This window comes from Burkholderia sp. 4M9327F10 (genome assembly GCF_005503145.1).
In the GTDB taxonomy this organism is placed as follows: domain Bacteria; phylum Pseudomonadota; class Gammaproteobacteria; order Burkholderiales; family Burkholderiaceae; genus Paraburkholderia.
Genome location: NZ_SCNV01000086.1, coordinates 1 through 26,740, shown reverse-complemented (window position 1 = coordinate 26,740; position 26,740 = coordinate 1). Strand labels below are relative to the sequence as shown.

Annotated in this window: 19 protein-coding genes; 7 read left to right on the top strand and 12 right to left on the bottom strand. The window is 56.7% G+C overall.

Annotation, left to right across the window (positions count from 1 at the left end; all coding sequences use genetic code 11):
* The coding region (locus FFS45_RS38470) for a helix-turn-helix transcriptional regulator (RefSeq protein ID WP_249363104.1) at window positions 1-485 on the bottom strand (485 nt) is incomplete at its 3' end.
* Window positions 486-1,949: 1,464 nt separating this feature from the next.
* On the opposite strand from FFS45_RS38470, the gene FFS45_RS38460 reads away from it, so the two are divergent.
* From FFS45_RS38460 to FFS45_RS38450, 3 genes are read left to right on the top strand one after another with little or no spacing between them, the layout of a single operon-like run.
* Window positions 1,950-3,611, top strand: a complete 1,662-nt coding sequence (locus tag FFS45_RS38460; RefSeq protein WP_137959867.1) for a recombinase family protein — start codon at window positions 1,950-1,952, stop codon at window positions 3,609-3,611.
* Window positions 3,608-4,510, top strand: coding sequence for a plasmid partitioning protein RepB C-terminal domain-containing protein (locus FFS45_RS38455; RefSeq protein ID WP_137959866.1), 903 nt, complete (start codon window positions 3,608-3,610; stop codon window positions 4,508-4,510). Before FFS45_RS38460 ends, FFS45_RS38455 begins: the two co-directional genes overlap by 4 nt.
* Window positions 4,507-5,409 carry a plasmid partitioning protein RepB C-terminal domain-containing protein gene (locus FFS45_RS38450; RefSeq protein WP_137959865.1) on the top strand — a complete coding sequence of 301 codons (903 nt, stop codon included), beginning with the start codon at window positions 4,507-4,509 and terminating at the stop codon, window positions 5,407-5,409. The genes FFS45_RS38455 and FFS45_RS38450 overlap by 4 nt, the downstream gene beginning before the upstream one ends.
* Before the next feature lie 854 nt (window positions 5,410-6,263).
* On the opposite strand, the gene FFS45_RS38445 is transcribed toward FFS45_RS38450, so the two are convergent.
* The 5 genes from FFS45_RS38445 to FFS45_RS38425 form a co-directional block, all read right to left on the bottom strand.
* Window positions 6,264-6,527, bottom strand: a complete 264-nt coding sequence (locus FFS45_RS38445) for a hypothetical protein (RefSeq protein ID WP_137959864.1) — start codon at window positions 6,525-6,527, stop codon at window positions 6,264-6,266.
* Between the two features lie 261 nt (window positions 6,528-6,788).
* Window positions 6,789-7,976: an ADP-ribosylglycohydrolase family protein gene (locus FFS45_RS38440; protein ID WP_137959863.1), complete on the bottom strand. Its 1,188-nt coding sequence runs from the start codon at window positions 7,974-7,976 to the stop codon at window positions 6,789-6,791.
* The gene (locus FFS45_RS38435; protein ID WP_137959862.1) at window positions 7,976-12,577 is read right to left on the bottom strand and encodes a DUF6531 domain-containing protein; all 4,602 of its coding nucleotides are present in this window, start codon (window positions 12,575-12,577) and stop codon (window positions 7,976-7,978) included. The genes FFS45_RS38440 and FFS45_RS38435 overlap by 1 nt, the downstream gene beginning before the upstream one ends.
* Before the next feature lie 13 nt (window positions 12,578-12,590).
* Window positions 12,591-13,013, bottom strand: coding sequence for a DcrB-related protein (locus FFS45_RS38430; RefSeq protein WP_137959861.1), 423 nt, complete (start codon window positions 13,011-13,013; stop codon window positions 12,591-12,593).
* Window positions 13,014-13,054: 41 nt separating this feature from the next.
* A complete protein-coding gene (locus FFS45_RS38425) occupies window positions 13,055-14,938 on the bottom strand; it encodes a type VI secretion system tip protein VgrG (RefSeq protein WP_137959860.1) in 1,884 nt (627 codons plus the stop codon).
* Between the two features lie 211 nt (window positions 14,939-15,149).
* Between FFS45_RS38425 and FFS45_RS38420 the strand changes: the two genes are divergently transcribed.
* The 4 genes from FFS45_RS38420 to FFS45_RS38405 all read left to right on the top strand — a co-directional run bounded on the left by FFS45_RS38420 (window position 15,150) and on the right by FFS45_RS38405 (window position 19,398).
* Window positions 15,150-16,229, top strand: coding sequence for a hypothetical protein (locus FFS45_RS38420; RefSeq protein WP_137959859.1), 1,080 nt, complete (start codon window positions 15,150-15,152; stop codon window positions 16,227-16,229).
* Window positions 16,230-16,237: 8 nt separating this feature from the next.
* Window positions 16,238-16,996, top strand: a complete 759-nt coding sequence (locus FFS45_RS38415; RefSeq protein WP_137959858.1) for a hypothetical protein — start codon at window positions 16,238-16,240, stop codon at window positions 16,994-16,996.
* Between the two features lie 241 nt (window positions 16,997-17,237).
* Window positions 17,238-17,693, top strand: a complete 456-nt coding sequence (locus FFS45_RS38410; RefSeq protein WP_137959857.1) for an antitoxin Xre/MbcA/ParS toxin-binding domain-containing protein — start codon at window positions 17,238-17,240, stop codon at window positions 17,691-17,693.
* Between the two features lie 973 nt (window positions 17,694-18,666).
* A complete protein-coding gene (locus tag FFS45_RS38405) occupies window positions 18,667-19,398 on the top strand; it encodes a hypothetical protein (protein WP_137959856.1) in 732 nt (243 codons plus the stop codon).
* Window positions 19,399-19,523: 125 nt separating this feature from the next.
* On the opposite strand, the gene FFS45_RS38400 is transcribed toward FFS45_RS38405, so the two are convergent.
* From FFS45_RS38400 to FFS45_RS38375, 6 genes are all read right to left on the bottom strand, one after another.
* Entirely contained in the window at window positions 19,524-20,312 is a 789-nt protein-coding gene (locus FFS45_RS38400; protein WP_137959855.1) for a metallophosphoesterase, read from the bottom strand.
* An 89-nt stretch (window positions 20,313-20,401) separates the two neighbouring features.
* A complete protein-coding gene (locus tag FFS45_RS38395) occupies window positions 20,402-21,016 on the bottom strand; it encodes a hypothetical protein (protein WP_137959854.1) in 615 nt (204 codons plus the stop codon).
* Window positions 21,017-21,081: 65 nt separating this feature from the next.
* Window positions 21,082-22,386 (bottom strand): hypothetical protein, encoded by a 1,305-nt coding sequence (locus FFS45_RS38390; RefSeq protein ID WP_137959853.1) that lies wholly within the window; start codon window positions 22,384-22,386, stop codon window positions 21,082-21,084.
* 374 nt (window positions 22,387-22,760) lie between these two features.
* Window positions 22,761-23,924, bottom strand: coding sequence for a hypothetical protein (locus FFS45_RS38385; RefSeq protein ID WP_249363103.1), 1,164 nt, complete (start codon window positions 23,922-23,924; stop codon window positions 22,761-22,763).
* 349 nt (window positions 23,925-24,273) lie between these two features.
* Window positions 24,274-25,212: a TniB family NTP-binding protein gene (locus FFS45_RS38380; RefSeq protein WP_137959851.1), complete on the bottom strand. Its 939-nt coding sequence runs from the start codon at window positions 25,210-25,212 to the stop codon at window positions 24,274-24,276.
* Window positions 25,202-26,395, bottom strand: a complete 1,194-nt coding sequence (locus FFS45_RS38375; RefSeq protein WP_249363102.1) for a Mu transposase C-terminal domain-containing protein — start codon at window positions 26,393-26,395, stop codon at window positions 25,202-25,204. The genes FFS45_RS38380 and FFS45_RS38375 overlap by 11 nt, the downstream gene beginning before the upstream one ends.
* Between the last annotated feature and the right edge of the window lie 345 nt (window positions 26,396-26,740).

Here is a 26,740-nt window from a genome sequence, read left to right as displayed (position 1 = left end):
GGTCTGCCCAGATCCGTTGATTCTACAAACATGTATCTGGGGCGAAATACGGACGGCGAGATCGCGGGTAGCCTCACGTCCTCAACCAGCGCCGAAATCAGCTCTTGTTTGCGCTCCGATAGTTCTTCGGGCAAGCGCAGATATCGCTGCGAGCGCCTTGAAGCGTCAACCAACTGACGCAATCCATCTTCGTCCAGCTCGAGTGCTCGGCCCAACGCCTCGAGAAAGGAACTGCCATCGGGAACACGGCGGCCCGTTTCGACGGCGCTGACGTACGCGTCATCTACGCCCATACGAAGTGCGAGAGCGACCTGTGTCAGGCGAAGCCCCCTGCGCCTATTGCGTACGAAATTTCCCAGTGCTGTCACTTTTATGTCAACAACGGTTTGCGGATGAAAAATATCCCTGCCAGCATACTGCGCTCTACTCCCGAGTGGCAAATTGCGAAGGAAAATGAAAAATCCGCCCAAAAACAGAAAATCCATGATCTGGGGTTGGCGTGGATATATTTAAGAATATCTTTTTCGCTCTAACTCAAATCGCTTTTCCAGGTAAATGATATTTACATCCAGAAATTGATGGATTCTGTTTCGACTCAATTGGAAACGCTATCGCAATCTAGTTTTTATGATTTTTTTAATGCGCATGACCACAACCGCGCTGACCTCACGAACGCACAATCGGTTGCTATTGCGGTAGGCGCGATTTGTACGGTGGAGTAGGGCGTTGGCGGGTGAGAGGAGGAATGCCGACGCAAAGGCTCGATGGACAGTGGCAGCGACGACGCGACGGTCTTGGGCAATTGTTCGTCTACCCCGCACACATTCGTACGCTCGACCTTGCCCTGCATCGTCGCACGGCATGGCTAGCAAAGGCGAGGCAACCAGCCGAGGCGCTGGCGAAGCCGGGGCGATGTCAATTGCGCGGAGGAGGATCGAACTCCCGACCTTCGCATTGCGAACGCGATTTTAGGTTGTTCGCGGCTTCTAGCGCATGCCAGCCTCAAAACTGTGACGTCAGTCCCATGTAGGTCCCACCGCCTACGCCCGCGATATTGGCGGTCATTTCATATCTAACAAATAGGCCAGTCGCACTAACTCTGTCCCACAGTCGCAAAACTGTGGCGCCAGTCGCACATACTCTGGCTCCCTACGCCGCTCGTAGGGCGCCAGAGTAAATGAGACCGCGCATACAAAAAATCAAAGACTTGCGCGAGGTCGCGCCACAAGTGTCTTGTCGGGTGTGACGAAGTTAGCGCAACTGGCCTACACTCGCGCCAAAGTAGTAGCGTTTTGGTGTGACCCCGATTTTGCGCCCCAAGAACCCTCGCTTCACCGGCGTCGAGAGGCCATCTTTCACATCGCCGCTCGACCCACCGACGCCCGCCCATCGCATTCACAGCATCGAGCGCAATCATGAAATCGACCCGCCTTTGCGCGGCCTGCGGCAAAGCCTTTCATCCTCTTCTGCAGACCCCCAATCAACGATATTGCTCGGCCGCCGCATGTCAGCGCGAACGGCGGCGGCGCTGGCAACGGGAGCATCTGCGCGGCGATGCCGACTATCGCGACAACCAGGCACGGGCGCAGGCGAAATGGCGGGTCCGTCACCCCGATTACTGGCGTCAATACCGCGCAACGCATCCGGCGTATCGCGAGCGCAATTGCGCAATGCAACGAAGTCGCAACGCACAGCGCAGTTCCAGCCCAGTTGCAAACATGGACGCGTCTCCTCCGCCGCGGCCGCTCGCATCCGGCTTCTACATACTGCGTCGTGCTGTTGAAACCGGCATTGCAAAGATGAACGCGTGCACCGTCCACATCGCGGTGCTATCGGCACCGAACGGGCCACCCATACGTGATTGCAAAGAGATGACGTGATCGACTTCCACACCGGACCTGCTACCTTTGCCTTGTACCCGCTCTCAATCAAACGCCGCAGCGCATACGATGCACGGGCGTGTAAGGTCAGACCTGCGTTGCCCGGCGCCTTGCCGAACGCGTAGGTTGCGTGAGCGAGGATTCGACGCTGGCAGGAGCAGGATCGTGTCACTCGTTCACACAGGAGATGCCGTTGCCGCGCCGACACCCTCAATACGGGCGGCCGAATACGTTCGGATGTCGACCGAGCACCAGCAATACTCCACCGAGAACCAGCGCGACCGGATCCGCGAATACGCAGCACGCCGCGGCCTGAATATCGTTCGAACCTACGCGGACGATGGCAAGAGTGGGCTGCGCATCGACGGGCGCCATGCGCTGCAACAGTTGATCCATGATGTCGAGAGCGGCGGAGCAGATTTTAAGGTGATCGTCGTCTATGACGTGAGTCGCTGGGGGCGATTCCAGAACGCGGATGAAAGCGCCTACTACGAATACATCTGCACGCGTGCCGGCATCCAGGTGGCGTACTGCGCCGAACAGTTCGAAAACGATGGCTCACCGGTCTCGACGATCGTCAAAGGCGTAAAGCGGGCGATGGCCGGTGAATATAGCCGCGAACTGTCCGCCAAGGTGTTTGCCGGACAGTGCCGGCTGATCGAACTCGGATTCCGGCAAGGAGGACCGGCCGGCTATGGTCTGCGCCGTGTACTCATCGATCAGCACGGGATCATGAAAGCTGAACTTCAGCGAGGCGAACACAAGAGCCTGCAGACCGATCGCGTCATACTGATGCCAGGACCCGAAAGCGAGATAAGGATCGTAAAACTGATCTACAGCTGGTTTATCGATGAATCGCTAAACGAGTATGAAATTGCGGCTCGACTGAATGGCATGCGGATTCGCACCAATCTCGATCGGGAATGGACACGGGCGACCGTACGGGAGGTACTGACCAACGAGAAATACATCGGCAACAACGTCTATAACCGCGTGTCGTTCAAACTGAAAAAGATGCGCGTCGTGAATTCGCCGGATATGTGGATCCGGAAGGAAGGTGCATTTCAGTCAATCGTACCGAGCGAGGTGTTTTACACGGCACAGGGAATCATGCGGGCGCGCGCCCGGCGCTATTCGAACGAGGAGCTGATTCAGCGCCTACGCAACCTTTACCGCGATCGTGGGTTCCTCTCCGGTCTGGTGATCGACGAGACGGATGGGATGCCGTCAAGCTCCGTTTATATGTACAGATTCGGCAGCCTGATTCGCGCGTACCAGACCGTAGGCTTCACACCCGGGCGCGACTATCGCTATCTCGAGACCAACCGGTTCCTCCGGCAACTGCATCCCGAAATCGTTGCGCAGACGGAGAAGAAAATCGCCGATCTCGGTGGCGCTGTATTTCGCGACCCGGCAACCGACATGCTCACCGTCAACAGCGAGTTCACGGCGTGCCTTGTTCTCGCTCGCTGCCAGACAAACGACAACGGTCGCAATCACTGGAAGGTACGCTTTGACACCAGTCTGCTGCCGGATATCACTGTAGCCGTCCGGCTCGATCACGCGAATTCGGGAGCACTCGACTATTACCTGCTACCGCGACTGGATTTCGGTCAGCCGCGCATCAGCCTTGCCGACCAGAACGGGATTGAGTTTGAGAGCTACCGCTTCGACACGCTTGACTATCTGTACGGCATGGCTGAGCGGGCCCGACTTCGGAGGGTGGCATGAACCCGCAGCATGCGACGGGCGAGGTCCGGATGATTCCGGTCGATCAGATCGAAGTCATCAATCCGCGCGAGCGTAATGGTCACGTCTTCGATGAAATCGTCGGCAACATAGGGGCGATCGGCCTGAAAAAGCCGATTAAGGTCACCCCGCGTGCTACTGCAGATGGTGTCGAGAAGTTTCTGCTCGTATGCGGCGAAGGACGCCTTAAGGCTTTCCGGTCGCTCGGCGAAACGACTATCCCTGCGTTGGTCGTCGACGTTAGCGACGAAGACGCATTCATCATGAGCCTCGCCGAGAACATCGCGCGGCGCCAATGCCGGCCGCTCGAACTCCTCGCCGGCATCCAGCAATTGCAGGAGCAGGGATATACCCCGAAGGTGATCGCAGAAAAAACCGGACTGACCCAATCCTATGTGCAGGGCATCCTGACGCTACTGCATCACGGTGAAGAGCGGCTGGTCATTGCAGTAGAGAAGGGACGGATTCCACTTAACGCTGCGCTTACTATTGTGGGAGCCGGTGACGATGACGCTGCGATCCAGGCTGCTTTGCAGGAGGCGTATGAATCCGGCAAATTGCGCGGCAAGCGGTTGATGGAAGCCCGTCGCATCGTCGAACGGCGAAAGACACTTGGACGCTCCGCGGCTCGCAATATGTCGAGCAAGCTCGCGGATGTGACAACATCGAGTCTGGTGCGGACCTACCAGCATGAGGTCGAACGCCAGAAGTCGATGGTACGGAAAGCTGAGTTTGCGCAGCAGCGACTGATGTTCGTCGTCGGCGCGCTTCGGCAAATGTTCGCTGATGAAAACTTCGTCAATCTGTTGCGCGCGGAAGAACTCGCGACATTGCCCAAATATCTCGCCGAGCGAGTATGGTCGGGCGGGAGCATCGCATGACAGGCGTGACACTCGGTTTCATTCCCGAACCTCTATCCGTTGCGGTAGTGTGCATCTTGCCGTCGCGCAAGACCACGGCGAATATCATCGATTCCCGCAAGTTCAAACAGATCAAGGCCTCGATCGAGGAGATCGGACTGATTGAGCCACTGTCCATCACAGCGGCGCACCCGGGTACGGGGCAACACCTGCTGCTCGATGGCCACCTACGCCTCATCGCGATGCAGCAGCTCGGATTTGTCGAGGCATCCTGCCTGGTTGCGACGGACGACGAGAGCTACACCTACAACAACCGCGTCAATCGGCTGTCCACCATCCAGGAGCACTATATGATCCGGCGCGTCGTCGAACGCGGCGTGTCGCCGGAGAGGTTGGCAAAGGCTCTCGCCATGGACGTGTCGCAGATTCTCAAGAAACTTTCACTGCTGGACGGCATCTGTCCCGAGGCTGCAGAACTCCTGGGGGATCGCCAGTTTTCGGTGGAGCTTGCCCGCGCGATTCGAAAAATGAAACCGACGCGGCAGGTCGAATGCGTCGAACTGATGATAGCGGCAAACAACGTAACCGTCCCGTACGCCGAGGCGCTCCTCGTCGCGACGCCCGCCGCGCGACTGGTTGACGGAAAAAAGCCACCGAAGCTGACCGGCGTCACGCCTGAACAGATGGCGAAGATGGAACGGGAGATGAGTAATCTGCAGGGGCAATACAAACTTGTCGAGCAGACCTATGGACAGGATGTACTGAATCTAGTGCTGGCGAAGGGATATCTCGCCAAGCTTCTGGAGAACGAGCCTGTTGCTCAATATCTGCGACAGCGGCAACCCGACCTTCTCGCTGAGTTCGAAACAATTGTCGAAACCGTTTCGCTTGAACAGCAGCAATTTAGCGTCGTTACCTAGGAGGTCGCCGCGTCGGCAATGCAGTGAATGACTTCAACAGGCGATCAAGGTAGTTTCCGTGCGCGGACTGATTGGAATGTATCAGGACAACAGGATTGCGAACGAATTGGGCCGTAGGCTCGACCGCGAACGAAACCAAGCTGAAAGCATCAGGTTTTATTATCAAGTCTGGTTCAGTAACTGAGCGAGGTCGAAATGAGAGGGCATGATTCTGACAGGCTCAGTCCGACTGCCCGGACGCACTTGCTTTGCTATATCGTTGTTGCTCAACTGGTCAGTCGCGCAACGGCCGGGACGTGGCTGAGAACCGATCACCTGGTCGAGGCCGTGCGTATCGGTTTGGGAACGTTGGCGGAGGAATGCGGTTGGCTTGAGCGGATAGAACTGGGGCGAGCCTCCGTCGATCTTGCACCCCAGTTCCTCGTTTTTCCTTGCTTTCGGGACAGGGTAATTCTCGCGGGGCTGTTCGCGGACGGATGGACATTGAACTACACATCGCCCGTCGTGCAGGGCATGTATGACGTCTGCAAGGAACACTCAGCCACACTAGTAAGAAGTAGAAAATATTCCCGTGGCCCGTGATAACAGATCGAGGCGCGGGCAAGAGGTCTTGTAAACAAACGGCGAATCCTATCGCCAGACCAGTTGAACCGCGCTGAATCGATCTCATTCCATCGCGGCTAGGAGGAGATTTTCAACCGGCAGGGCAGAACTGATGACAAACTCCGTTGGAGCAGGCCCGTGCAGCGCGAACGTTTTCATCGATCGTAAGCAAACCATACCTCACGCCTTTGGCAAACCGTGGCTTCGCCGGACCATGGAAACGCACAGTGGGTACTCGAGCTTTATTTTTCCTAGTTCGCTACACCACGGTCGGAGCCGGGCTTGATGATGAGAGCATCGTCCATCATTCTGTTCCGGCACCTCTCCGCAAACTGCCGCGCCAGATCTGGGTCATTTCGAAACCGTTCCGCCTCGAATTCCGTTATTTCGTAATATTCCTCGTAATCGACAAGGCGATTGCTGACCGGAATGGAAAGATAGAACTTTCGTGAATCCGCTTCTCTGCCAACGGAGAGCCGATGTTCTGCCGAAACAAAGTAATCTACGAATTTCATGGCAATTGCGGTCAGTGACGAAAATCGTTCGCGACCTTAGCCGCGTCGGGGCAAACGCGACTGTCTCCCCGGTTCGCCTCACCGAGGTCCCATATCGCGTCACGTTGCGGTACCGATCATACTTAAGGCACCAACTGCTTTTGGGGCACCTGGTTCGCCGACCTACTGAGCCGCCGTGGCTTGGGCAGAAGTCGCAGATACAACTCACGCGGCTCGGCAATTTGGGCTCGGCACCAAAGATTGGCTTAACCCGCAACAGCTTCAGGCCGGGTCTTTGGTCGATCGCATCAGGTCGGACAAATCCTGCGCGAAGTGGTAGAACCCGTGCGCAGCGTGCGTGTTCACAATCCACTTGACTGGTAAGCCGGTTTCCCCGTAGTGCGCTCCAGCAAGTTGACCAAACACGGCCCCAACCGTATCTGCATCGTCTGCAAGGTTGACTGCGGCAAGCACGCCGGACTCGAACCCATTGTTGTTGTGAAAAGCCCATAAAGCGGCCTCAAGTGTGTCGATTACGTAACCCGAGGATGAAATGTCTTTACGCGACTTATTCTTGTAGGATCCTCGCGCAACCCGCTCGACCGCTGGAGCCAGTGGATAGCGATCCCAATACGAGGGAATCGGCGAATATCTGTCACTCAAGAGGACCGCCTTGGGCACGCCAGCTAAAGCTCCCCATAGCAGCGCGGCGAAAAAGCGACATGCGTCCACCGCTTCCTGCGCGCCGTGTGTCAATCGCGAGCTTTCGGCGGCAAAGTAAACGGCGTCTTCGAAATTGCTCGAGTAACGCAAGACGACAGGAGCCAATCTCATCAACGATCCATTGCCCGCCGCGCTTGGGGCCGTCAAGCCGGCAATCGGATCGCCAGTTGCAAGATACCGATCAATCGCAGCGCGGGTTGTCCCCCCGATATCGAAGCACCTCCCCGTCGGGCTGTAAGCACCGAACCGATACCAGTATGAAAACGCCTGCATTACGTCCTTCGCGTCGAATTTGCCGACCTTGATCAGACTGTAAGCGAGGCAGCAGGCCATGCTTGTATCGTCGGTCCACTCGCCGGCCTTTAGATTGAACGGGCCACCGCCCACGATATCAGTTACCGTTCCGCTATCACGTGGCGCGAACTCCAGTGTGGTGCCCAATGCGTCTCCAATCGCCAAGCCCAATAGCGAGCCGCGAAACCTGTTCGCGAGTTCGGAGTTGTCCGCGCCAAGTTGGCCAAGGACAGCCAGAAGGTCAGCACTACGAGCTAACGGATGCCGATTACGATAGCGAAAATACTCCGCCAACCACGGAGTTTTCAGGTCAATGGATTCGTTGCTGAATCTTCTCGAGTAAGGCTGGAAGCCCATATCCGCCGGATATTGGTTTCGCCTGGTGAAACGCTCGACGGAGCGCTTTACCGCGTCTTTCTGTTCCTCGCTCAATGCTGAATCTTTCGCGCTCATCACTGCTCTTCCAACGTTATGTTCCAACTGCCTGGAGTGTCACCTTGCGTCCGGTCGAGGACGTTGAACGAGGTTCCAGGCTTGAACAGGACTTCTGCTTCCCGCGGATACTCAGACAGCGAACTTACCGAAACTCCGGTTTTCGACACTATCTGCGCGGTTACGTTACCCGGAAAAACGCCGTCCAAATCCGAAGTCGTTGACAAAAAGGCCTTGTCCTGGAACACGCCACCAGCAGGGAACAACTGGTCTACCTGCGCGTCAGTGAGCCGCAGATTACGCACAACATCTCCAGTGTACGCATAGCCATTCTCAGCTAATTTACTGAGGCCATTTGATGCCTCCGACGTCAAGTCCGACCATTCGCCCGGGTCTCCTGCACGCAGGGCCGGATTGATTTCCTCGTACAGGTTCGAAGTGTAACCGCGAACCGCCAAGTATTCGTTATCCGTAAGGATGTTGTCCAAGGCTGGATTCGCGCGTTTTGCGGCCAACGCGTCGTCGACATTCCTTGCCCCCCATTTTTTCCGCAGAAAATCCTGAAAAGCGCAGCCCGACAAACCAAGTGGGTCGACTGACTTGTCGGGGTGAGCAACATATCCCTGGGTTCGCGCCCCTCCTGACAGCCCGATCGGATCCGGCGAAAGATACATTCCCGAGTCGGCATCGTAAAACCGATGGACGTTATAGCTCAAGCCCGTTTCACTATCTTCCCACTGACCAGGAAATCGTAACGTCGTGTCCACCGAGCCATCATCGTTCGACGCATTTGTGCCAGTGAGCAATCGGCCCCACAGCGTATGGCCGCCACTCCAGATTCGCTTGCCTTGGTCGTCAAACAGCGCTTTAGGCAAGCCCACCTGGTCAGAAACCACCGGATATATCCCGCGGTCTGTTTCTTGGGCAAGCGGAGCAAAGTCCGTCGGCGAAATGTGCCACGTCGTGGCAAATCCCGTCGTGCCGTCTTTCTCCTGCCACTTTTCAGCCAGTCTATGCCCGTCCCACAGGAACCTGACCGCGCTCCGCGCGCCAACCTGCTTCTTTTCGACCCGACGGCTAAACGCATCGTACTGATACGCCCAGACCTGTTTCTCGGGCGTCCGAACCTTTACGAGCCGATTCAATCCATCCCAGGTGTATTGCCAGATCTTCGGTCTGAAGCCCGGCTGCTCAACCGTCTTCTCGATAGTTCGGCCACGGGAATCGTATCTGTAGCGGGCATAACCAACGCGCTCGGGCAGTCCGCCTTGCAGGTAATGATGGGAGTCGGCCGGCCCCTGCCGGCCGTGCGCCGCGATATTGAGGTTCGCGTCGTAACTGTAGTGCTCGGAAGGTTGACGAAGACTATGGACGGCGGCGACCTGCCCGCGCTCATCGTGCAAGTAGCTCACGCTGTCTGTATCAGTATCAATCCGCTGAAGTTGCCCCGCATCGTCGTAGGTATATGTTTGACGCGTGAGTGCCGCTAACGCACCCACAGGGTCTGCCTGCATCCCATCAAACGCGGATCTTGGCCCGGCAACTTGGCGATGCATGCGCCCCAAAACATCGTACTGCCTCTGCATGGCGAATTCGCTCGCCTGACGTCCTACTTCCCGTCCGAGCTTGTCGCGCAGGATCAACATCGGGCCGACCTTCGTCAGTGCACCGAGGGCATCGTATTCATATTGCGTTTCCCGATGCGGTGTTATTCGCGCACTGCGTCGACCCTGTGCGTCATAGACGTGCTTCAGCAGGTGGCCATGCTGTTCCTCTCCAATCAGACGACCCTTGTCGTCGTAGGCGAAGCACGTGAGGTGCTGCGATTCACCTTGCACTTCGGCAGTCGCAAGGCGGCCGACCTCGTCGTAGGTGTAGCCCAGTCTGACGTCGCCCGCGTCGACCGTTACGAGACGACCAGATGGATCATATCCATAGCGCCATTGCCCACCATCTGGTAGCGTCTTCACCAGCAACCGGCCAACGGCATCCCGGTCATAGTGCGTCGTGCGGCCACCCCAGTCGATCTCCGTGACCAGCCGGCCTGCTCCGTCGTAGCAGTACTCCCATGTCTCGTGCAGTGCGTTGACAACCTTCGTCAGCCTCGTTGCATGATCGTATTCGAAACGGGTGACATGGCCGGCGGCATCGACCGACGCGGTAACGAGATCGAACGGCCCGTACTCGCGTCGGGCTGTGCGTCCGAGCGGGTCGACCTGCTCGATCAGCAGACCCTCGCTGTTGTAGCGGGCGCGTACTACAGCGCCATCCGGTTGCGTGACTTGCGAAACTGCGCCACGTGGATTGTCCGGTCCGGCTACATATTCGTATCGGCAGGCGTTACCGTCAGGATCAACTTCCTCGACCAGACGTCCCAGTACATCGAATACCGTACGAAATTTGGCTCCCGTCGGGAAACGGGTGCCGACTAGCCGCAACTGTGTGTCGTAATCGAACCGGGTTTCACGATCGTCATTCACGACGCGAAGGAGCTCTCCACGCTCGCCGTAGCGGTAACGCCTGACCGTTCCATCCGGTGCGGTACGTTCAGTCAGGCGTTGAAGATGGTCATACTCAAATTTGACACGTCCACCGGCAGGCAGAACGACCGCAGTCATCAAACGATTGTCATCGTATTCGAACCGCGTCGTGCTACCCGTGGCCTCCAGAGCCGCGATAAGATTACCGCGTTCGTCGTATTGAAATTCCGTGCGCCGACCAAGTGCGTCCGTCTGCGACAGCAACCGTCCGAGTCCCCATTCCCGCACGGTTGTATGGCCAAGCGGATTGGTCTCAACCGTGACCAGGCCGTCGTCGTTGTATTCGTAAACCCACTCGCCATCACCGTCGATGACGCGCGTTCGACTGTCTTCGTAAATAAAACGTCCGGTATGGTACCCCTGCTGGGTACCAGTTTCGATCACACGGCCGACGTCGTCGTAGAGATACCGGACATCGGTCTGGTCGGTATCACGCCAGCTCGTCATCCAGCCGTTTGCGTCGTACGTGTAATGAAAGTGGCCGTGCTGGAAGCTCGCCATATCGGCCAGCATCGATCCGTCGTATCCGTAGGCGACCAGCGTCTGCGGGTCGCCCGACACGTCGTGCAGGACGACCTGCTCGATTTCGCGTTTCGCACCGTGGTACTTCATGTCGAGCCGGTAGCCGTCCGTATGCGCGACACTGACGAGGCGGCCTTCCCCATCGTAGTAGAAGGTGGCGGCATTGCCGCTCAGATCCTCAATACGCTCCAGCCTTGATGCACCTCCGTCGACAAGCGGCGCAAACACCAATACCTGCCGCGTCTGATGATCGAGAACGCGCGGTTCATCACGCTTGCCGATCAGGCGATAGCGTGGCTCACGCAGATTGATCCCATCAAGGCCGGCTTCGGGGGCGATGAAGGTGATCGCCTGACCGACTCCGTTGTGGAAACGCACGAGGTGTCCATCCTGGAACGTCAAGCGCTGAGACCAACTGGTTGACCACTTCGGCCCAAGAAGTCCTGAGTCGCCTGAACGTGTCCGGTAACGCCGGGAGAACTGCAAAGGCAAGACACCCGGAATCGAAATATCCGTGCGAATATCGACCATCTCGCCGGTTGCCACATCGACCGGATCTTCCTTGCAGGTCGAGGTCTCGTCCTTCTTCCCGGACACTTCCGCGGACTCAGTCGGCTCGCGTTTCACCAGCGCATCGCCAAGCATGCCACCTAGCTTCGCGCCGAGCAGCCCGCCGAGCAAACCGGCGAAGAACTCCTCGCCGGCGGTCAGCTCCGGATTTTTCGGCCCATACTGTCCCGTTGTCCGGTCAGCCCAGATGCTTTTACGGCCTGAATTCACCTTGGCGCTGCAATGCGTCGAATGCCCGATGCGCACGAGCGGAAGCCCGTTGATCGTGATCGTCTTGCTACCTTCAACGAGAGGCTCTGGCGAACTCGAGTGTTTGGAACAGGACGTGACATCGGTGACGCGTGCAGCAGCTTTCCCCTCGAAGGTCACGGTATGTGACCCGCTGGTGATCGTGCCGCAGTTGCTACCCATGCTCTGGCTAGCGGAGGCGAGCGCACTGCCGAGACTCAAGCCGCCGGCCATGCATACGCCGACAATAAGCGCACCCGCCAGCCCTCCGGTCGCGACGGTAGCGGCAACCATCGCGCCGATTGCAATGCCCGCTGCGAGGCCTGCCATCATCCCGAAGAAGCCGGAAGAGTGAGCGATTTCATCGCCGACACACGCAGGATGAGGATCGCCCCGGCCGATCGTCAAGCCAAGCGCATCACCAACCTTTGTGACGCCCTCGGCAATAGCCCCGGTCACACCCAGCTTGCCCAGCGCCCAGGAGCCAGCCAACGCAACGACGGCCGGAACGGCCGCCAGCGCCGCGGCTCCCGCTGCTGCCGCCCCTGTCGCACCGGTTGCTACTGCAGCCGAGCCCGCAGCGTAAGAGCCGTAGCCGACGTCGGCGCCGAGCATTCCATAGTTCGCGCCGTCTACCCATTTCATCTGCTGCTGCTTGGCGGCATCGCCGTCCTCAAGCGTCTGCAGGTTGGCCAGCCGCTCAGTAGCACTGCCGGTCGGTTCCCCGGTGCTGGTGGGATTATCGTTATCCTGGTCGGCCATGGTCGTGCGGCGTTCAGTTGGGTTCGTGCAGGGTCAGGCTCTGGATGATTTCCTGCACCTGGGCCTTCTGCGTTTCACTGATCGTGCCGGGCGCGGTGAAGGTCAACATCAGCACCCGCTTGCCGTACTCAACCATCGTGAGCAGTTGCTGGATTGGCTTGCCATTGTTTAGCCACCGGAATTCGTGGGTATAGGCCGCGCGGCCCGATACTTCCGTATCCGCGCTGGCTATGAGTTCGTAACTCGCAACCTGCTTTGCAAGCTTCTGGACTTCATTCGCGGTGTACTCGTGAAACTTCATCCCCCAAGGCAAACTCTCCCGGGTCACGACAAAGCTCACGCCCTCCGTTCCGGTCGCAACCGACACGAACACATTCATCGACTTATCGTGCCAGTCAGTGGGCAGCGACAGAGAGCCTTCCTGCATCTGATACATGGTGTTCTTCCGGTGAAACGCTAATTGATTGGGCCCAGAATTCAGTTATCGGGATTGATGTGCGTGTTGCTGGCCTGAACCTTGATCTGCCCGTCATCAATGTGAATAACCGACGAGCCCTTGTAGATCTCGATGGTGTCGCCCGTCATATGGATCTTCGTCCCGCCATCGCCGCCGATCTTGATCCACAGTTCCTTGGCTTCGATGGTGTGCACACCGGTAGGCGTTTGCTGGGTTGTGTTCCCCTGCGAGACGGTATCTGTCAGATTGCCAACCGACACTGTGGTTTTCTGGTCGCCCTTGTCGACCGTGATGGTCCGGTCCCCACCAAGAACCTGCGTTGTCTGCGCGTCCTCGACGACGACCGTCATGTCTTTTTCGGCCTGCAGCCACAACTCTTCTGCGCCTTTCTTGTCCTCGAAGCGGATCGCGTTGGCCGTGCTATAACTTCCCTTCGTCGAGCGTGACAGGATCCCACTCTGGGTTGCGTTATCAGGCAGTTTCCAGGGATGCTGGTTCGTCGCGTTATATACGCGCGAGATAATGATCGGGCGGTCGGGATTGCCATCAAGGAATGACACGACCACCTCGTCACCAATCCGGGGAATCTGCACTGCGCCGAAGCCGGAACCCGCCCACGCGTGTCCGACCCGAACCCAGCAGGAACTGCGATGGTCCATTGTGCCAAGGCGGTCCCAGTGGAATTGCACCTTCACGCGACCAAGTTCGTCCGTGTATATTTCTTCGCCTTTCGGTCCGACCACAATCGCCGTTTGCGGTCCCGGAATCATTGGTTTCGGTGTGGATAGCGCCGGACGGAAAGGTATTTTCTTGCGGATACAGACGAAGCTATTGGCGTACGTCGCAGATCCCCCCGACGACTGGTAATTGTTGGTGCCGTGATGGCTAACAGACAGGACCAGAAACTCCCTATCCGCGGCTTGACCGTTGTCGTGGTCGTAGTGATCGATCAACGTGAAGGTGTGACCACTGGCAAGCGTGCGGCAATTGCTTGCACCGATAAATACCTTGCCTTCCGCCTCGAGCGCTTCGAGGCGAAAGCGCATCAGTTCCTCGCCTCGGTCGCTCGAATCAAACGCGTGCGCACCGAGATAATCGTAGACCTCGTACTTTGCGACGTCGCCCTGATTCGTGAGGGTATCGCTCGACACAAGACGACTGGCGTTCGGCGCCTTGTAATCCGCAGATTTCAGGGTGATACGACCGGATTCGAGTCTGCGGTCTGCCCGGAACTGGGTGACAGCATTATCCTCATCGAGCATTTCCCCTGTGGCGAACCGTAGCACCGAATTTCCGTCGATCGGCTTTGCGGCAGTCGAATCATCGGTGATGATCAACCGGTGACCGTCTTGGGCATGCTCGAAGTAAAAGAACAGGCCATCATGTTCAAGCAACCGCTTCATGAAGTTGAGATCGGATTCCCGGTACTGCGTGCAATAGCTGTATGGCTTGAGCGATTTGAGCAAGCGGAATTCGTAGCGTGCGATCACTCCGTACTGGGAAAACACCTCTTTGAGGATGTCCTCCGATGTCTTCTCCTGAAATATGCGGATGTCATAACGCCGGCCCAGCATCCAAACCCACGGACGCAGCGTCGCGGAATAGGTCGCGAGTCCGCCGTCTGTTCCGAGGTGGATGAATCGGGTCACATAGCCGTGGAAATATCGGGTCGTGCCATCGGAGAGCGTGAGTTCCGCAGACACGTCCTTTGCAATTAACTGCTTGAGTTCGATCGTTGCGTCTTGGGAGGTCAACCCGAGCTCAATCGTGTAAAGGCTCGACAACTCTTCCTGATAGCTCAAGCCGCTGACCAGCAGTTGAGACCGGCCAGACAATGGCGTTTTCACCGAGAACAACCGGTTATTCTGCAAGCTGAGGATCTGGCTGAAGTCAGACATCTGCATAAGGCCCCCTGTACGGCATAATCAATTTTGTCGTGCCCGAAATCGCCATATTCGCTGATATCGCGGTTAAAATTTGCCCATGATTATAATCGGCGTTAAGGAAATTCTGTGCGTCGTAAAATTATTTAACAATCAAGGTTCTTGATATTCAATTGGCATATTCGGAAAATATTTCTCATAGCTCCATTTAACCCACGTCCATAATGTAAAAATGGCTGAATCGGAATTCAACGCGTGTACAGCAGATAATCCCGGCACCCTGTTTGGGCACCCTGGATTGCTCGGCCCCGGCAGTGCCCCTGACGTCGGACCGGTCCTCGGCACGGGAACTGATGCATCGCGCATATTGGTGAATGTCGGCGGCACGTATCCGGCTGACGCCGGAGCCGCCAGTCGTTACCTCATCGCCAAGCTGAAATACGACAAGGACATGACGTCGGAGGAACGCGTAAATGCGCTCCTTCAACTACAACAGGCACTGCGCGACGCTGAGAAGAGCTTCAGTAAGACAGAATTTGGCAAGTTGTACAAAGAAGCGCAAAGTGTTCCGGGGCTGGACGGCGACGTTCTGAAAGCGATCTACGCGCCAACCAACATCGGCTCCAGTCTTGGGACCGGTGCCGGCGCTGCGCTGTCGCTTGCGCAAAAAGCGCCAACCTCTGATCTTCTGGATATACCTGAAAGCGAGCGGGCGAAGCTTCTTGCGTGGGCACGCAAGAGCGGCAACCAAGGAATCAAGTCGGCTCAAAAACGTTTCGGGAAAACGCTGGAACTGGTGCGTGTCGACGGAAAATGGGTATTTGAGATTCCGGTCAACAAAAAGGCCGCTGGATATGTAATTCGTGGGAGGGCCGCGCAAAATGTGGTGCGCATCCCGGCGTATCGCCAAGCCACGCTAGATGCACTCGAAGCGCGAAGCAGGCTAAACCTCGACGGCTTCGCCGATACACTGGGTGGCCATATTACCGGTGTCAGGGTAGGCGGTCTGCTTGCGTTGGGACCGCAGGCAATTTCAGATGCGATTGATGCTGACAATTTCCACCAGTTCGCAAGTCTCGAGGCACATAGCCAGCCCGCGAACGCCGCCGGCTGGCTGGCCGGTTGGGGCGCGGGCGCCGTTTTGCCGGGCGCGGTTGTCGCAATCGTTGGAGCGCCTGTGGAGGTCCCCGTCATCGCTGTTCTCGCTGTTGGCTTTGCCGTTGGCATCGGCGTGCAGGTCGCTTTCTCGCATCTGTATGGCGAGAGCATCGGCAAGGCGTGGGACGGGTTTGCTGCTCACCACCACTGGTAAAGAAACATATGGAACGTGAGTTGATCCGCTTACCCTTGCTACTGCTCTTTCTTTGCTTCGTGACGGCCGGCCTGACTTCGGCCTACTTCCCGATACTTGGCTGGTTTATCGTGCCGGTGCTGGTCGTTGCGCTCGTCTGCAGCGTCATCGCAGCGTTCTTCACGACGAGATACACCACGTATCAGCGGACAGTCCACAGCCTGCTCACACTGTTCTTCTGCTTTTTCATGGTGATGGTGATTCAGACCGCTCTGGAGCGATGGCTTCCGCCGCAGGGTCCGGTGCTGGTGACCTGCGTTTATTTCTTCCTGCTGGCAACTGTTTATCTATTTCGTTACCAACGTGAACGACAAGCCAACTGGCATGATTTCAACCGCTCCCTCATCAGTCCAACGCTCGCTATTGAGGATGGGAAAGTTAAGAGAATTGTGCGCACGCGCAAAAATGAAAAGCGCCACGCCACTCCGAACTCCGCCGCGAACCTCGGGGGCGCCCTCGGTGTCGCGGCGCTGAGCGTGATCGGCGCCGCGTTTGGTGCGAGGGGAAAAGAGTTGCTTCTATTGGTCGTTGTCGCAGCGTTCATGGTGGCACCATTCTTCCTGCTCCGATACCTCGTTCCCTATGCCGTTGGTATCCGCGAGGTGAGAAAAATCGAGCGTGAGCGCGGTGTACGTTTCGAGATTGATAACGTCGCCGCGCTTCAGGAAGCGCGAGGAAAAGTAATCCTCGCTCGCCTACTCAACCCCCGCTTACGTCAACAGGTTTGACGACGGAAAGATCAACGGCTTACCCTCATCCGACGCAAACAAGTGCGGTGCATCGTAACGATCAGGACGTCCCACTCCGAGCAAGAACCAGCCGTTCGACTATTGTGGGCAACTCACGTATGGCCGCAGACGCGGCGGCGGCCAACAATTCGGCAACCAGGGCACATATTTTCCGGTCGGGCGGCTTGCGATACTGGCAGATTTCCTAGAATGTAAGGATATCCCGCCCAGACGCCTCGTCATGCCGACAATTCCATTCCAACCGACTGGCCGTATCACTACCGGCAGCGCCGAATTTTCGTTGCTGGGTGAGCTGCTTCAGACTCCGATCACGTCAAACAGCGATCTCGCAGCATTAACAGCGCAGCGCGTTGGCATCGACGTAATCGATCGCCTTGGTGTGTACGGTTTGAAAGCTGACGAGTTGGCGTTCATCGTTCAGGCTCGAACGCTGCTACGTCGCGGCCAGAACGGGGAGCGACTGTCTGTGGACGAATCGGACAAGGCCATACGTCTCGCCAGACTCATCACTCAGACGGAAATCGCATTCGGTAGCCGCGAGAAGGCATTGATTTGGCTACGCGCGCAAAAAATCCGATTTGACGGCAAGACCGCGCTCGAAATGGCGGCGACCGAGCAAGGCGCCCGGTTCGTTGAGGAAACCTTGACGCAAGTCGTCGAAGGTTATTTCGCCTGATCGTGGATCACAATCGCCCTGGACCCGCCCGCGCTTGAAGCGTCAGTGTAGAAATTTCATCGGTCAGGCCGCAGGCCGTTGTCGCCCCGAACCCGGACAGCTGATCAAGAGTTCACCGAGCGACCTCTGTCAGGATGACTTCCGGTCGTGAGCCTGACCCGCTCCGCACGCCTATCTGAAGGACGCCCTGGCACACCTACTGAAAAACGGGCTAGCGCATTGCCGCGTCGCTGCCCACCGCCGGCAGCCGATCGCAACCAACGCCTGATCTCGCTCGTCAAGACGGGCTCACCGACCCGCTGACGATTCGTTCGATTGCTCCAATCGACACTCTAGTTTGAGTAGGAGGCGGTTTGAGCAGCAACTCAGCCTGCTTGGGCAAAATGTAAGTTGCTCATGGCACTTTGGGCATCCCGCATGCACATCGTGGGTGAAGTGTCCCGGTCGTACAACTTGAGTCGGTCCAGAGCGTGCACTATTCACTGGAATCCTGACGAGCGACGCGATTTTCTCGGGGCGTGGCGGGCTCATCATCCACGTGCGAATCAACGCTCGAAGTTCTATAGAGACATGCTCGTGACGCATGATGCCCTGCTGGACACTATATGGCTAGCTCCTGATCTGAACCCTCTAGTTCAGTACTTGAAGATGACGGTCATCCAAAACGCATTAGCCCGGTCTGAAACCAAGGGCTACAGATTTTTGGCAGGCCGCCGATAAACAGATTTACACCCATCCAGCGAGAAGATGCTCAGGATAATAAGGTCTTTCACGGGTAAAGCTGCAAGCGACGTCAAGGTCGGCGAAGTGCGGCAAACAGGGCGTGTGATCTACACCCCGTTTGTCGCCTTTATCGCTAAACCTTCGGTGAACACCACGGCCAGATAGGCTTGAGCAGCCACGCTTTCCCAACGACAGGCATCCCGATCTAGAGGCTGACATACAGGCACTCTCGTTCCTATAGGAAATCAATATGCTAGAAGCCACCCAGAATGTAAATCTCGCTCGCAATGCCTTGGATCAGGCCACAGAACATGCCAGCAAGGAGACCACTCGCATGATTCGTGAGTCGGTCGGCGTAGTATCGGTTGGTATTGCACTCATGCTAGTGTATGCAATGTTCAAAGAGCTGAATAGCCCGATCGCCGTAGGAGGTTGCGAACGAATGAATTCTCTCGTTCGTGAGGCAACAACTTCGGGATACTTAGATTTCCTGACGATCGATGCACTGCTCGTTGCCTTGGCAATGCTGAGCAATGGATCTTTTTTCTCTCGAAATCTCGTGCAATGGGCTTGTCAGCCTTTGTTGAAGCTTTTCATCCACTCCGGCTCGTTTGCATTTGGGATCTCCGCGGGTTACATGCTATTGATGATCCCGGATGTCACACAGAAAGCGGCTCTTCCTTCTGTCGGAGCATTTAGCTTTCTCGTCCTGTTTATGGTCGTTTTCTCGTCAACTTTTTATTTTCTGCTTCACTGGGTAAAGCGCGAAATTTTGGTTGCAACGACAACCAAAGCCTTGCAGCGGCATTTTCCGTCGTGGTCGGCCGAGAACGTCACGAAGCGAAGCGAATTGATCGTAGGTCTCGCCGGAGTATTGGCCGCTTTGTCGCTTGCAGTAGCTGCGTGGCAGCAACTTGGTGTGGATATGCCTCTTATTCATCATGCAGAAACGCGCGCGTCCGACTTTTTCAAGTGTAGTTGACGCATAGCCAGGCTGGCGAATGGCGAAGCAAGATTGTCGCGTTGCATACAGCCAGTTGAACAACGTAGACATACTCCGCGTCAAATTCGACAGTGACCCGGTAGCCCATGGGATTCCAATGTCGTTCAGACTTCAACGATCAGTGAAGGATTGAAGTGGGGATTCAGATGTTTCGGGGAGTATCCTCTCGGGTTACAGATCACGCGTGTACCACTTGGCTCAGAATCGGGAGAGACGATGTAGTCGAAGCTGGTATGCATATGGCCGTGAATCCATAGAGGAACGGAAGGTCCCATGAGACCCTCCAGATTCGAGGCGTAAGCCGGGGTCAACGAGTCTCCCTCGTACTCCGATTCGACGGAACCCTCCGACGGAGCGTGATGCGTAACGACAACGGTTTTACCCACAAATGGTTCGTTCAGGCTATTTCGGAGCCATGCACGCGATAGCTCATGGCGCCGGACCGTATCTGCCGGATACAATTTTCGATACGATGGCGTCGCGCGAATCAACCGGAAGTCGCTCATGGCACTTTGGGCATCCCGCATGCACATAGCGGGTGAAGTGTCCCGGTCGTACAACTTGAAGTCGGTCCAGAGCGTACATCCGAGAAAACGGACGTCGCCCAGCACGAACACATCGTTCTCAAGGAAATGAATGTTGGTGCCGTACGCAAGCTCGCGAAGCTTGTGCAGCGTGTGGTCGAAGTGCCCGCGATAGAACTCGTGATTCCCCGCCACCAGAATGACGGGCTTGGCCGGATCGTCAACGAATGCCTGAGCCCACTCAACGCTTCGATCCTTCGTATGGATGTCGCCAGCGAGCACGACAACATCGGCCCGGGTGACGGCCTGCGCATCAGCGACAGTTGGCTCGAATTCGTTGTGCAGATCGGACAGGACGAGCAGTTTCATGGCTTCACAGTCAAAGGTCTGGTTGCTTCTTACCTGACTAGCCGGGGGCGAGTCAGGGCGTTCGATAGCGCAAGAGCACCGCAGCGTCATTACCATTCGCCGCTGCGTGTTCCGTCGGCGTCACGAGGCAAGCCCCGCTCCAGTTGATTGAGCCGATGCTCTACAGCGCGCACGAGATCGACGAACTCGGTCCAATTCTCGATCCTGTCTGAGTCCGGGAGGCGCAAGTAACCCTGTCGCACGCCCCTGGCAAACAGCAGTTCCGCCAGGTCCTCCGGATCCTGTCCCTCGAAGGATTGACCGGTGGCTGGAACTTTGGCGCTAAGGCGCGCCGGGCTGCCGTCGCAGAACAGATTGGCAATATAAGGCGCGACAGGTCGCAGGGACATGATTTCCGGTTGATCGTACTCGGACGATACATCCATCGAAGCCATGCCAGCCTGAGCGCAACTGACAGCCCACAGATAGTTGGCTTTCGTGTCGACGCCGCTTTCCCCGACCAGTTCGTAGATTCTCCCGGACCCGGTCACTCCCCGGCGTGTCTCCGGGTCAAATTTCACGATACCAGTGCTTGCCCGCCCGGTCATGGTTTCCATGTTGTGCCCGATGAAGTGGCGGAAACCATCTTCCGTCTCCATGACTTGCCAGCGGGACAGAAAGACAATGGGTTGCAACTTAACCGGTTGAGACTTCCAGATTTTCATACACGCTCCTGCTAACAGGACGGGGTTCACACGACCCACGAAACCAACTTTTCATGCTTCACGTTTTACGCTGCAGGAAATTTCCACGCCTGCCTTCGGATCCAGTACTGCCGTCCGCCGTCGACCGATGGTCCGGTAACGATCTCAATGCCATGCTGCCTGGCCCAGCCAGGCGCTCCGCGAGCGGAGATTCCCATTGCCTTCGCCACCGTGAACAGCGGCAGAAATTGCTCGGTGAACTCCTGCAGGTCATTAACATCGACGACTCGCGTTGTCCGGCGCCGCTGTTTGCCCGTTCGAGTCCTGACGAGACCTATGTTGACCAAGTGATACATCACTTCCTGCTTGACGCCAAGGCGATGGGCCGCTTCGACAATGGATATCAGGGAACCCGATGCGGCCAGCGCCTGCACTGCCGGGACTACTTCACCACGGTTCACGACAATATTCCGCAACGCCGGTACCTTCCCCGGCTCTACGAACAAGGGTACAGCACCGCTCATGAGCCGATTGAAGAATGCTCCAGTCGCTTCAACCGGAACGTACCGACGCAAAGCTTCGGTCAGGCTGACCGGATCCTCAAATACCGGGACGTCACACGCGCAGGCAGCCACGATTTTGCGGAGCAGAAGATCGACGGACCTCATGTCGACTCGCTTGCCGGTCGAAGCAATCAGGCCTGCTTTTGCCAGCACATGGATACGATTGACTGATATCCCCGCGTATCGAGCGGCCGTCTTCGCGGCAATCAGCGAACGCTGGGCTTTCCAGAGATCTTGCAGGTCTGCCTGACTGATCACGAACTTTTTCCGGCCGGTCAGCGTTCGCCTGACCGGTACGGCGGTGCCCGTCTGCGCAAGCATGGTGACAATTGCAGGGCTTCGCGTTTTCTGTCGGCAGAACTCCGTGCTGGTCCGTTGGTTGGAGCCTTTCCGTTCCCAGATTAGCGCAGATCCGCGGCGCGATGAACTTGCAACGTAGGCGTCCAGCAGGACCATAACCCATTGGCGCTCGGTCTCATTCAACTGCTTGCGCAGCATAACGAGCAGATGTGGGAAGGCTTCCGATAGCAAGGGAACGTTATTCGCGCTCGCCACAGGAGCACGCAGGCGATCGAGCAACTCGAAGCAGGCCAACTGATCGGCCATCAGTGATGCGCCGCAGGTCACCACCAACTGCTCGATATTCTCCTTTTGACGTGAGGCTTTCTTCAACGGCTTGCCGTGAAGCCCAAATTGGGACAGCGCTCCGAGAAAACGGGCGAGGTTCCAGCGCTCCAAAACGGATGGCAGACCACCGTTGGAGGTGGCTTGCTCGGCGAGCAGTTTCAGGACATCAGCAGAAAATCTGTCTACGAGTGCATCCCGCAATGATGCGCCGCAAGTACATGTGAAAAAGCGAACATGCTTCCAGCGCAGCGTTCGCTGGCATGCGTTGCACGCGGAGGTCAACCAACATCGATGTACCAAGCACGCTGCCGGCCCAGAGTACCAGTCCTCACGCCAATAGCACCCTGGATTGGCGAGGCAGTGCGGGCACCAACGGGCAACGCCGTGGGTTTTCGGAAGACTGTGAACCACACAGTCGAGCCACCCAGGGTCGGACAGTCCGTTGGCAAATGCGACCCGCATGCGGTAGCCTGGGAAGCTCTCGTCGGGAAGTACTGACGGACGCACCAACAAACGGTCCGAAAAGAGGGCTGTTCCCAAGGTGCGCCAGTCCCCGCTACGGGCGGACTCGAGACTCATTCCGCCAGCAGCGAAAGCTGATTGGGCGAACATTCCCGTTGCCTGTACCTTGCCAATTCCCTCCGCTTGAGTTGCCGCAGGCGTTCGACCGCGGATTGATCGACAAAGTAGGCAGACAGGCCAAGACCGTCTAACGTCCGGAAGATCGGAAGCTTGCCACTGAACGCATCCCTCACCACTTCGAGCGATGCAGCCTTAATGCCGTTGCTCCACGACATCCATTCGCCAAACAGAGGATGTAGATGGGCATACTCGACCGGGAACGGCCGCGATACGTCTTCCAATCGTCGGCATAGATCAGTGAAGTCTGCCCGCCTGAAGAAGGTGGATGTGTCAACGGAAATTGGCCGGAGCAGGTCCGTACTCAACAGCGCAGCGTAGCCCCTACGCTCGATGTGAAGTTCATTCAGCAACTGCCGTGGAGTAACAAGCGAGGCATACCAGCGGCGGCATGCTTCCACTGTCCAAGGTGGAAGATACGTATAGCGCCTCATACCGTGCAGCACGATGCGGGCTCCGTGGCGATTATCGTTATGAATGAGGTGCTTCAGTAGCCTTACGGGACATCCGATGAGCGAGGCCGCCTCTTCGAGACTCACATATCCGCATGGGATATTGTGACTGGGATGGAGAGGGCCACAGGTGGGCATTGTGCGATCTCCCCGTATGTTCATCAGAAGCTCTCTTCGTAGCCTCGCGATTGGTAGTCTGGAAAGACATGTTTGCCGCCGACCTTCATCTATCAGCATGCGACGCAAACGGGCAAGCACAGCGTTCCGATTTGAAGCGCCGGTGATCTGATCCAGAAAGTTGCGTATACCGCCCAGGTTTGGCGTGAGGAGAAATTGATGCCTCTCGACTAGCTCGGCGATTTGCGTTGACCGTGGGATACCCACAGAGTGGTACCCAAGCTCGTCTGGCACGGTCGCTATCGCATCAAGCAACACCTCCAGGAACAGAATGCAAGTGAGTTGCTCTGTTGCTTCGGGAGCTTTGCCGTCGATAAGCAACTGCTCGAGTCCAGACCACAATCGTTCAATATGACGCCGCTCGCCTGGCATGGGGCATAAAGCGCCTGCCCACAATTGTTCATTCGTCACCTCAGTGATGAAATGCTTGTCAGGTTGCCTGTAACCCCTCGTCATAACGGGTTCGGCCAAGTCGTCCTTGAGCCGGATAGCATGGATCGTACAAACCTCGAGATGGGTCAGACGCCAACACGAGCGAATGTACCTGGACTCAGCCATGCACTGGGGACAATACCGAATGCTGTTCGCCCGAGTTACCACGCTCCAGCGTGGTAACGTTGCCTCGCTCCACACGGGATAACCGTCGGGCTTCGTCGACGAGGTTGTCGCAAGCGTGGGGCGAATTCGATCAATGTCACTCAGCCGAGGCCGGTATATGCCGTTTGCCCTCGCAAGTCGAAAGAGGTATGTCTCAGACCACTCGTCGGGCATAGGGCTCGGGCGGCACAACGGCCGACCACACGGGTTCAAGGCGTTCATGTCAGCGCTCCACAGGTGCAAACGGTTCGTCACCTTTCACGAGAGGCATTTCGTCGAACGCCTTATGGAAAGGATTTCGGTGGTCTGGAGAACCGGGATAGATGACGGTCCGGAAGGCTTCCGCTAGAACCAAATCTGTCAATCTGGGATCCGGTTGTTCAAAGGCCAGTTCGACGGAGCGCGCCAGTAGTCTCCGAATGTCGCGAAGCCGCCCATCAGTCGCGAAGGCGAATAGACGAACAATCGTCTTCCCTGAGATATCCAGCGTGGGGAGATCCTGCAGATATCCCTTGAAAACGTTGAGCGCACTTCGGAACTCGTGTTCGTTCGTCGTGTTTGCAACCGAGAAGCGGTCGATTTCGATCACCTCTCTGAAACGATCACGCAGTTGATCGTTTGTGGCGAGCAAACGCCTGGTGCGCGGGATGCCGGCTAGAACAAACGAAACGCGGGTCGCGTCGACCAGGCGCTTGAGCCAATCGGCTGCGGTGTGCAGTGTTTTTTCCCCACCTCGGTCGATCAAATGATTGGCTTCATCGATGAGGACAAGCTTCACGCGACACTGCCTGATCAGAAGTACGAGTCGCGTGGTCAACTCAATCTCCTTTCCGAGGTTCCACTTCGGGTCGCCGAGTGCCTTCAGGATCGTGCTAGCCAAAATCCTAGGGGTAGGCGATTGACCGAGCGGCACGTAAAGGACCGGGACTTCGGTGAATTCCTCGTGCTGAATGACAGGATGCTTCTCGACGTACCTGAAAAGCAACGTCGATTTTCCGACCCCGGACTCGCCGAGCAACATGATGTGCTCGGCCTCCTCGTTACCACAGCGGTACTCGTGCATACGATCCAATGCAGCCAGTATCCTTTTGACATGAGGGAAATTGATGAAGCTTAATCTGATATCCTTAACAATACCGATACATTGATTTTTATCTTTCATGATTTACCTCGACGTCCATCGATTCGACTTCGAACTCTGAAAGCTCGTCTGCCTCGAAGGTGAGGGCGGCAAGTGGAGCGGCGATTTGAGGTTCGGACGCTGCGCGTGGGAGGCGATTGGCAGATTTCGAGGTGGTATGTGCCTGGCGAGCCCCCTTTTTGCGTGTTTTCAATTCCTTTGATTGCATTGCCTCGTTGGCCTTTTGGCGGATCATCTCTTCTCCATTTGCCCGGGTTCGTTGATGAGGATCGGAGGCTGCGTATTCGCGCTTGACTAACTTGGCCTGCTCTACCGTCAAGTTGTTGAACCGCTCATCGGTGTTGTCAGCACGGATGTATTGGCTATCGATCGGGTTCCACACCCAGACTACGCCGGCGTTTTCGTAGGGAGCCTTTATTTGGACCTTTGGTTTGGCGGGTAGCATCCGCCGTAGGGCGAGCAATTCGGGAGATACATACCTGAACGTATTGAAGTCGATGCCGTAGTGCTGGAGAGCGCTCTCGGCAAACTCGCCGAATTCGATGCTGAGATCCTCTGCATTGCACTTCAGCGTGGGGGGAAATGCAGCTGCACTCTCCTTCCACACATCGATCGGCGCGCGCCCGGCAAGACCTCTATGTGGTCGAAGGTGATATACGGACGTGATCCAGACATGTACCATTTCGTTGAGCTGCTCGAACGTGATGCAAGCTTCATCTTCCGATTTGAACCCGACGCGTTGATGCACCTTTGCGAGGGTGGTTCCCGGAAGTTTGTGGATAAACGAGTAGTTGAACGTTTTGAGAAAACGTTCAACGAATGGCTTGTCGTTTGGATCGCGCGAAGCGGCGTATTCGCATACCACGCCTAGGTTCGTGAGGGCGTCGATTACTGCAAGAGCATGGAATTCTCGACCGTTGTCCATCAATAAGCGCTCTGGCCAACCGTGGCATGGCCATTCCAGGGGTAGATCGGGAAATCGCTCCCTAAGATAGGTTTTAGGCATCATCGAGTGCCGCAGGGCTTCGAATACGGCGTGAACGCCGTGTCCGGCTGAGCTGATGCAAAAACCAAGCACGCACCGAGAGAAACGATCCAGGACAACGGTGAAGCACGGGCGATCGATCGCTCTGCCGTCGGCGTCCGAATAGACCAGGTCGATTGGGGTATGGTCGATTTCAACGATCTCAAGAATTCTGGACACTCTGCGTGCGCAAAGCTGGTCAGCGAACCGGCGCTGCGCTTCCCGCTCACCATAGCGGGCAACCGTGCGTTCAAATGCGTTGATGCTCTGGATTCGCCTTTGAATGGTCCGCAGTCCCGGAACCTTGAGCCACTCGGACTCGACGCGAGTCGTGTTTAGTCGCTGGATCTCGAGGAAAACGGCGTTATAGACATCTTCTGCGGTCCCGCTTTTGCTGTTGAGAAACGCTGTTTGTTGATTTGCGCGGAATCCTGACCCACCCTACGCAGTAATTTGCATCGAATATTGACCCACGTAGAACACTGACCTGCTCGGCAACGGGCGGGGGAACGGAGTGATCGACGT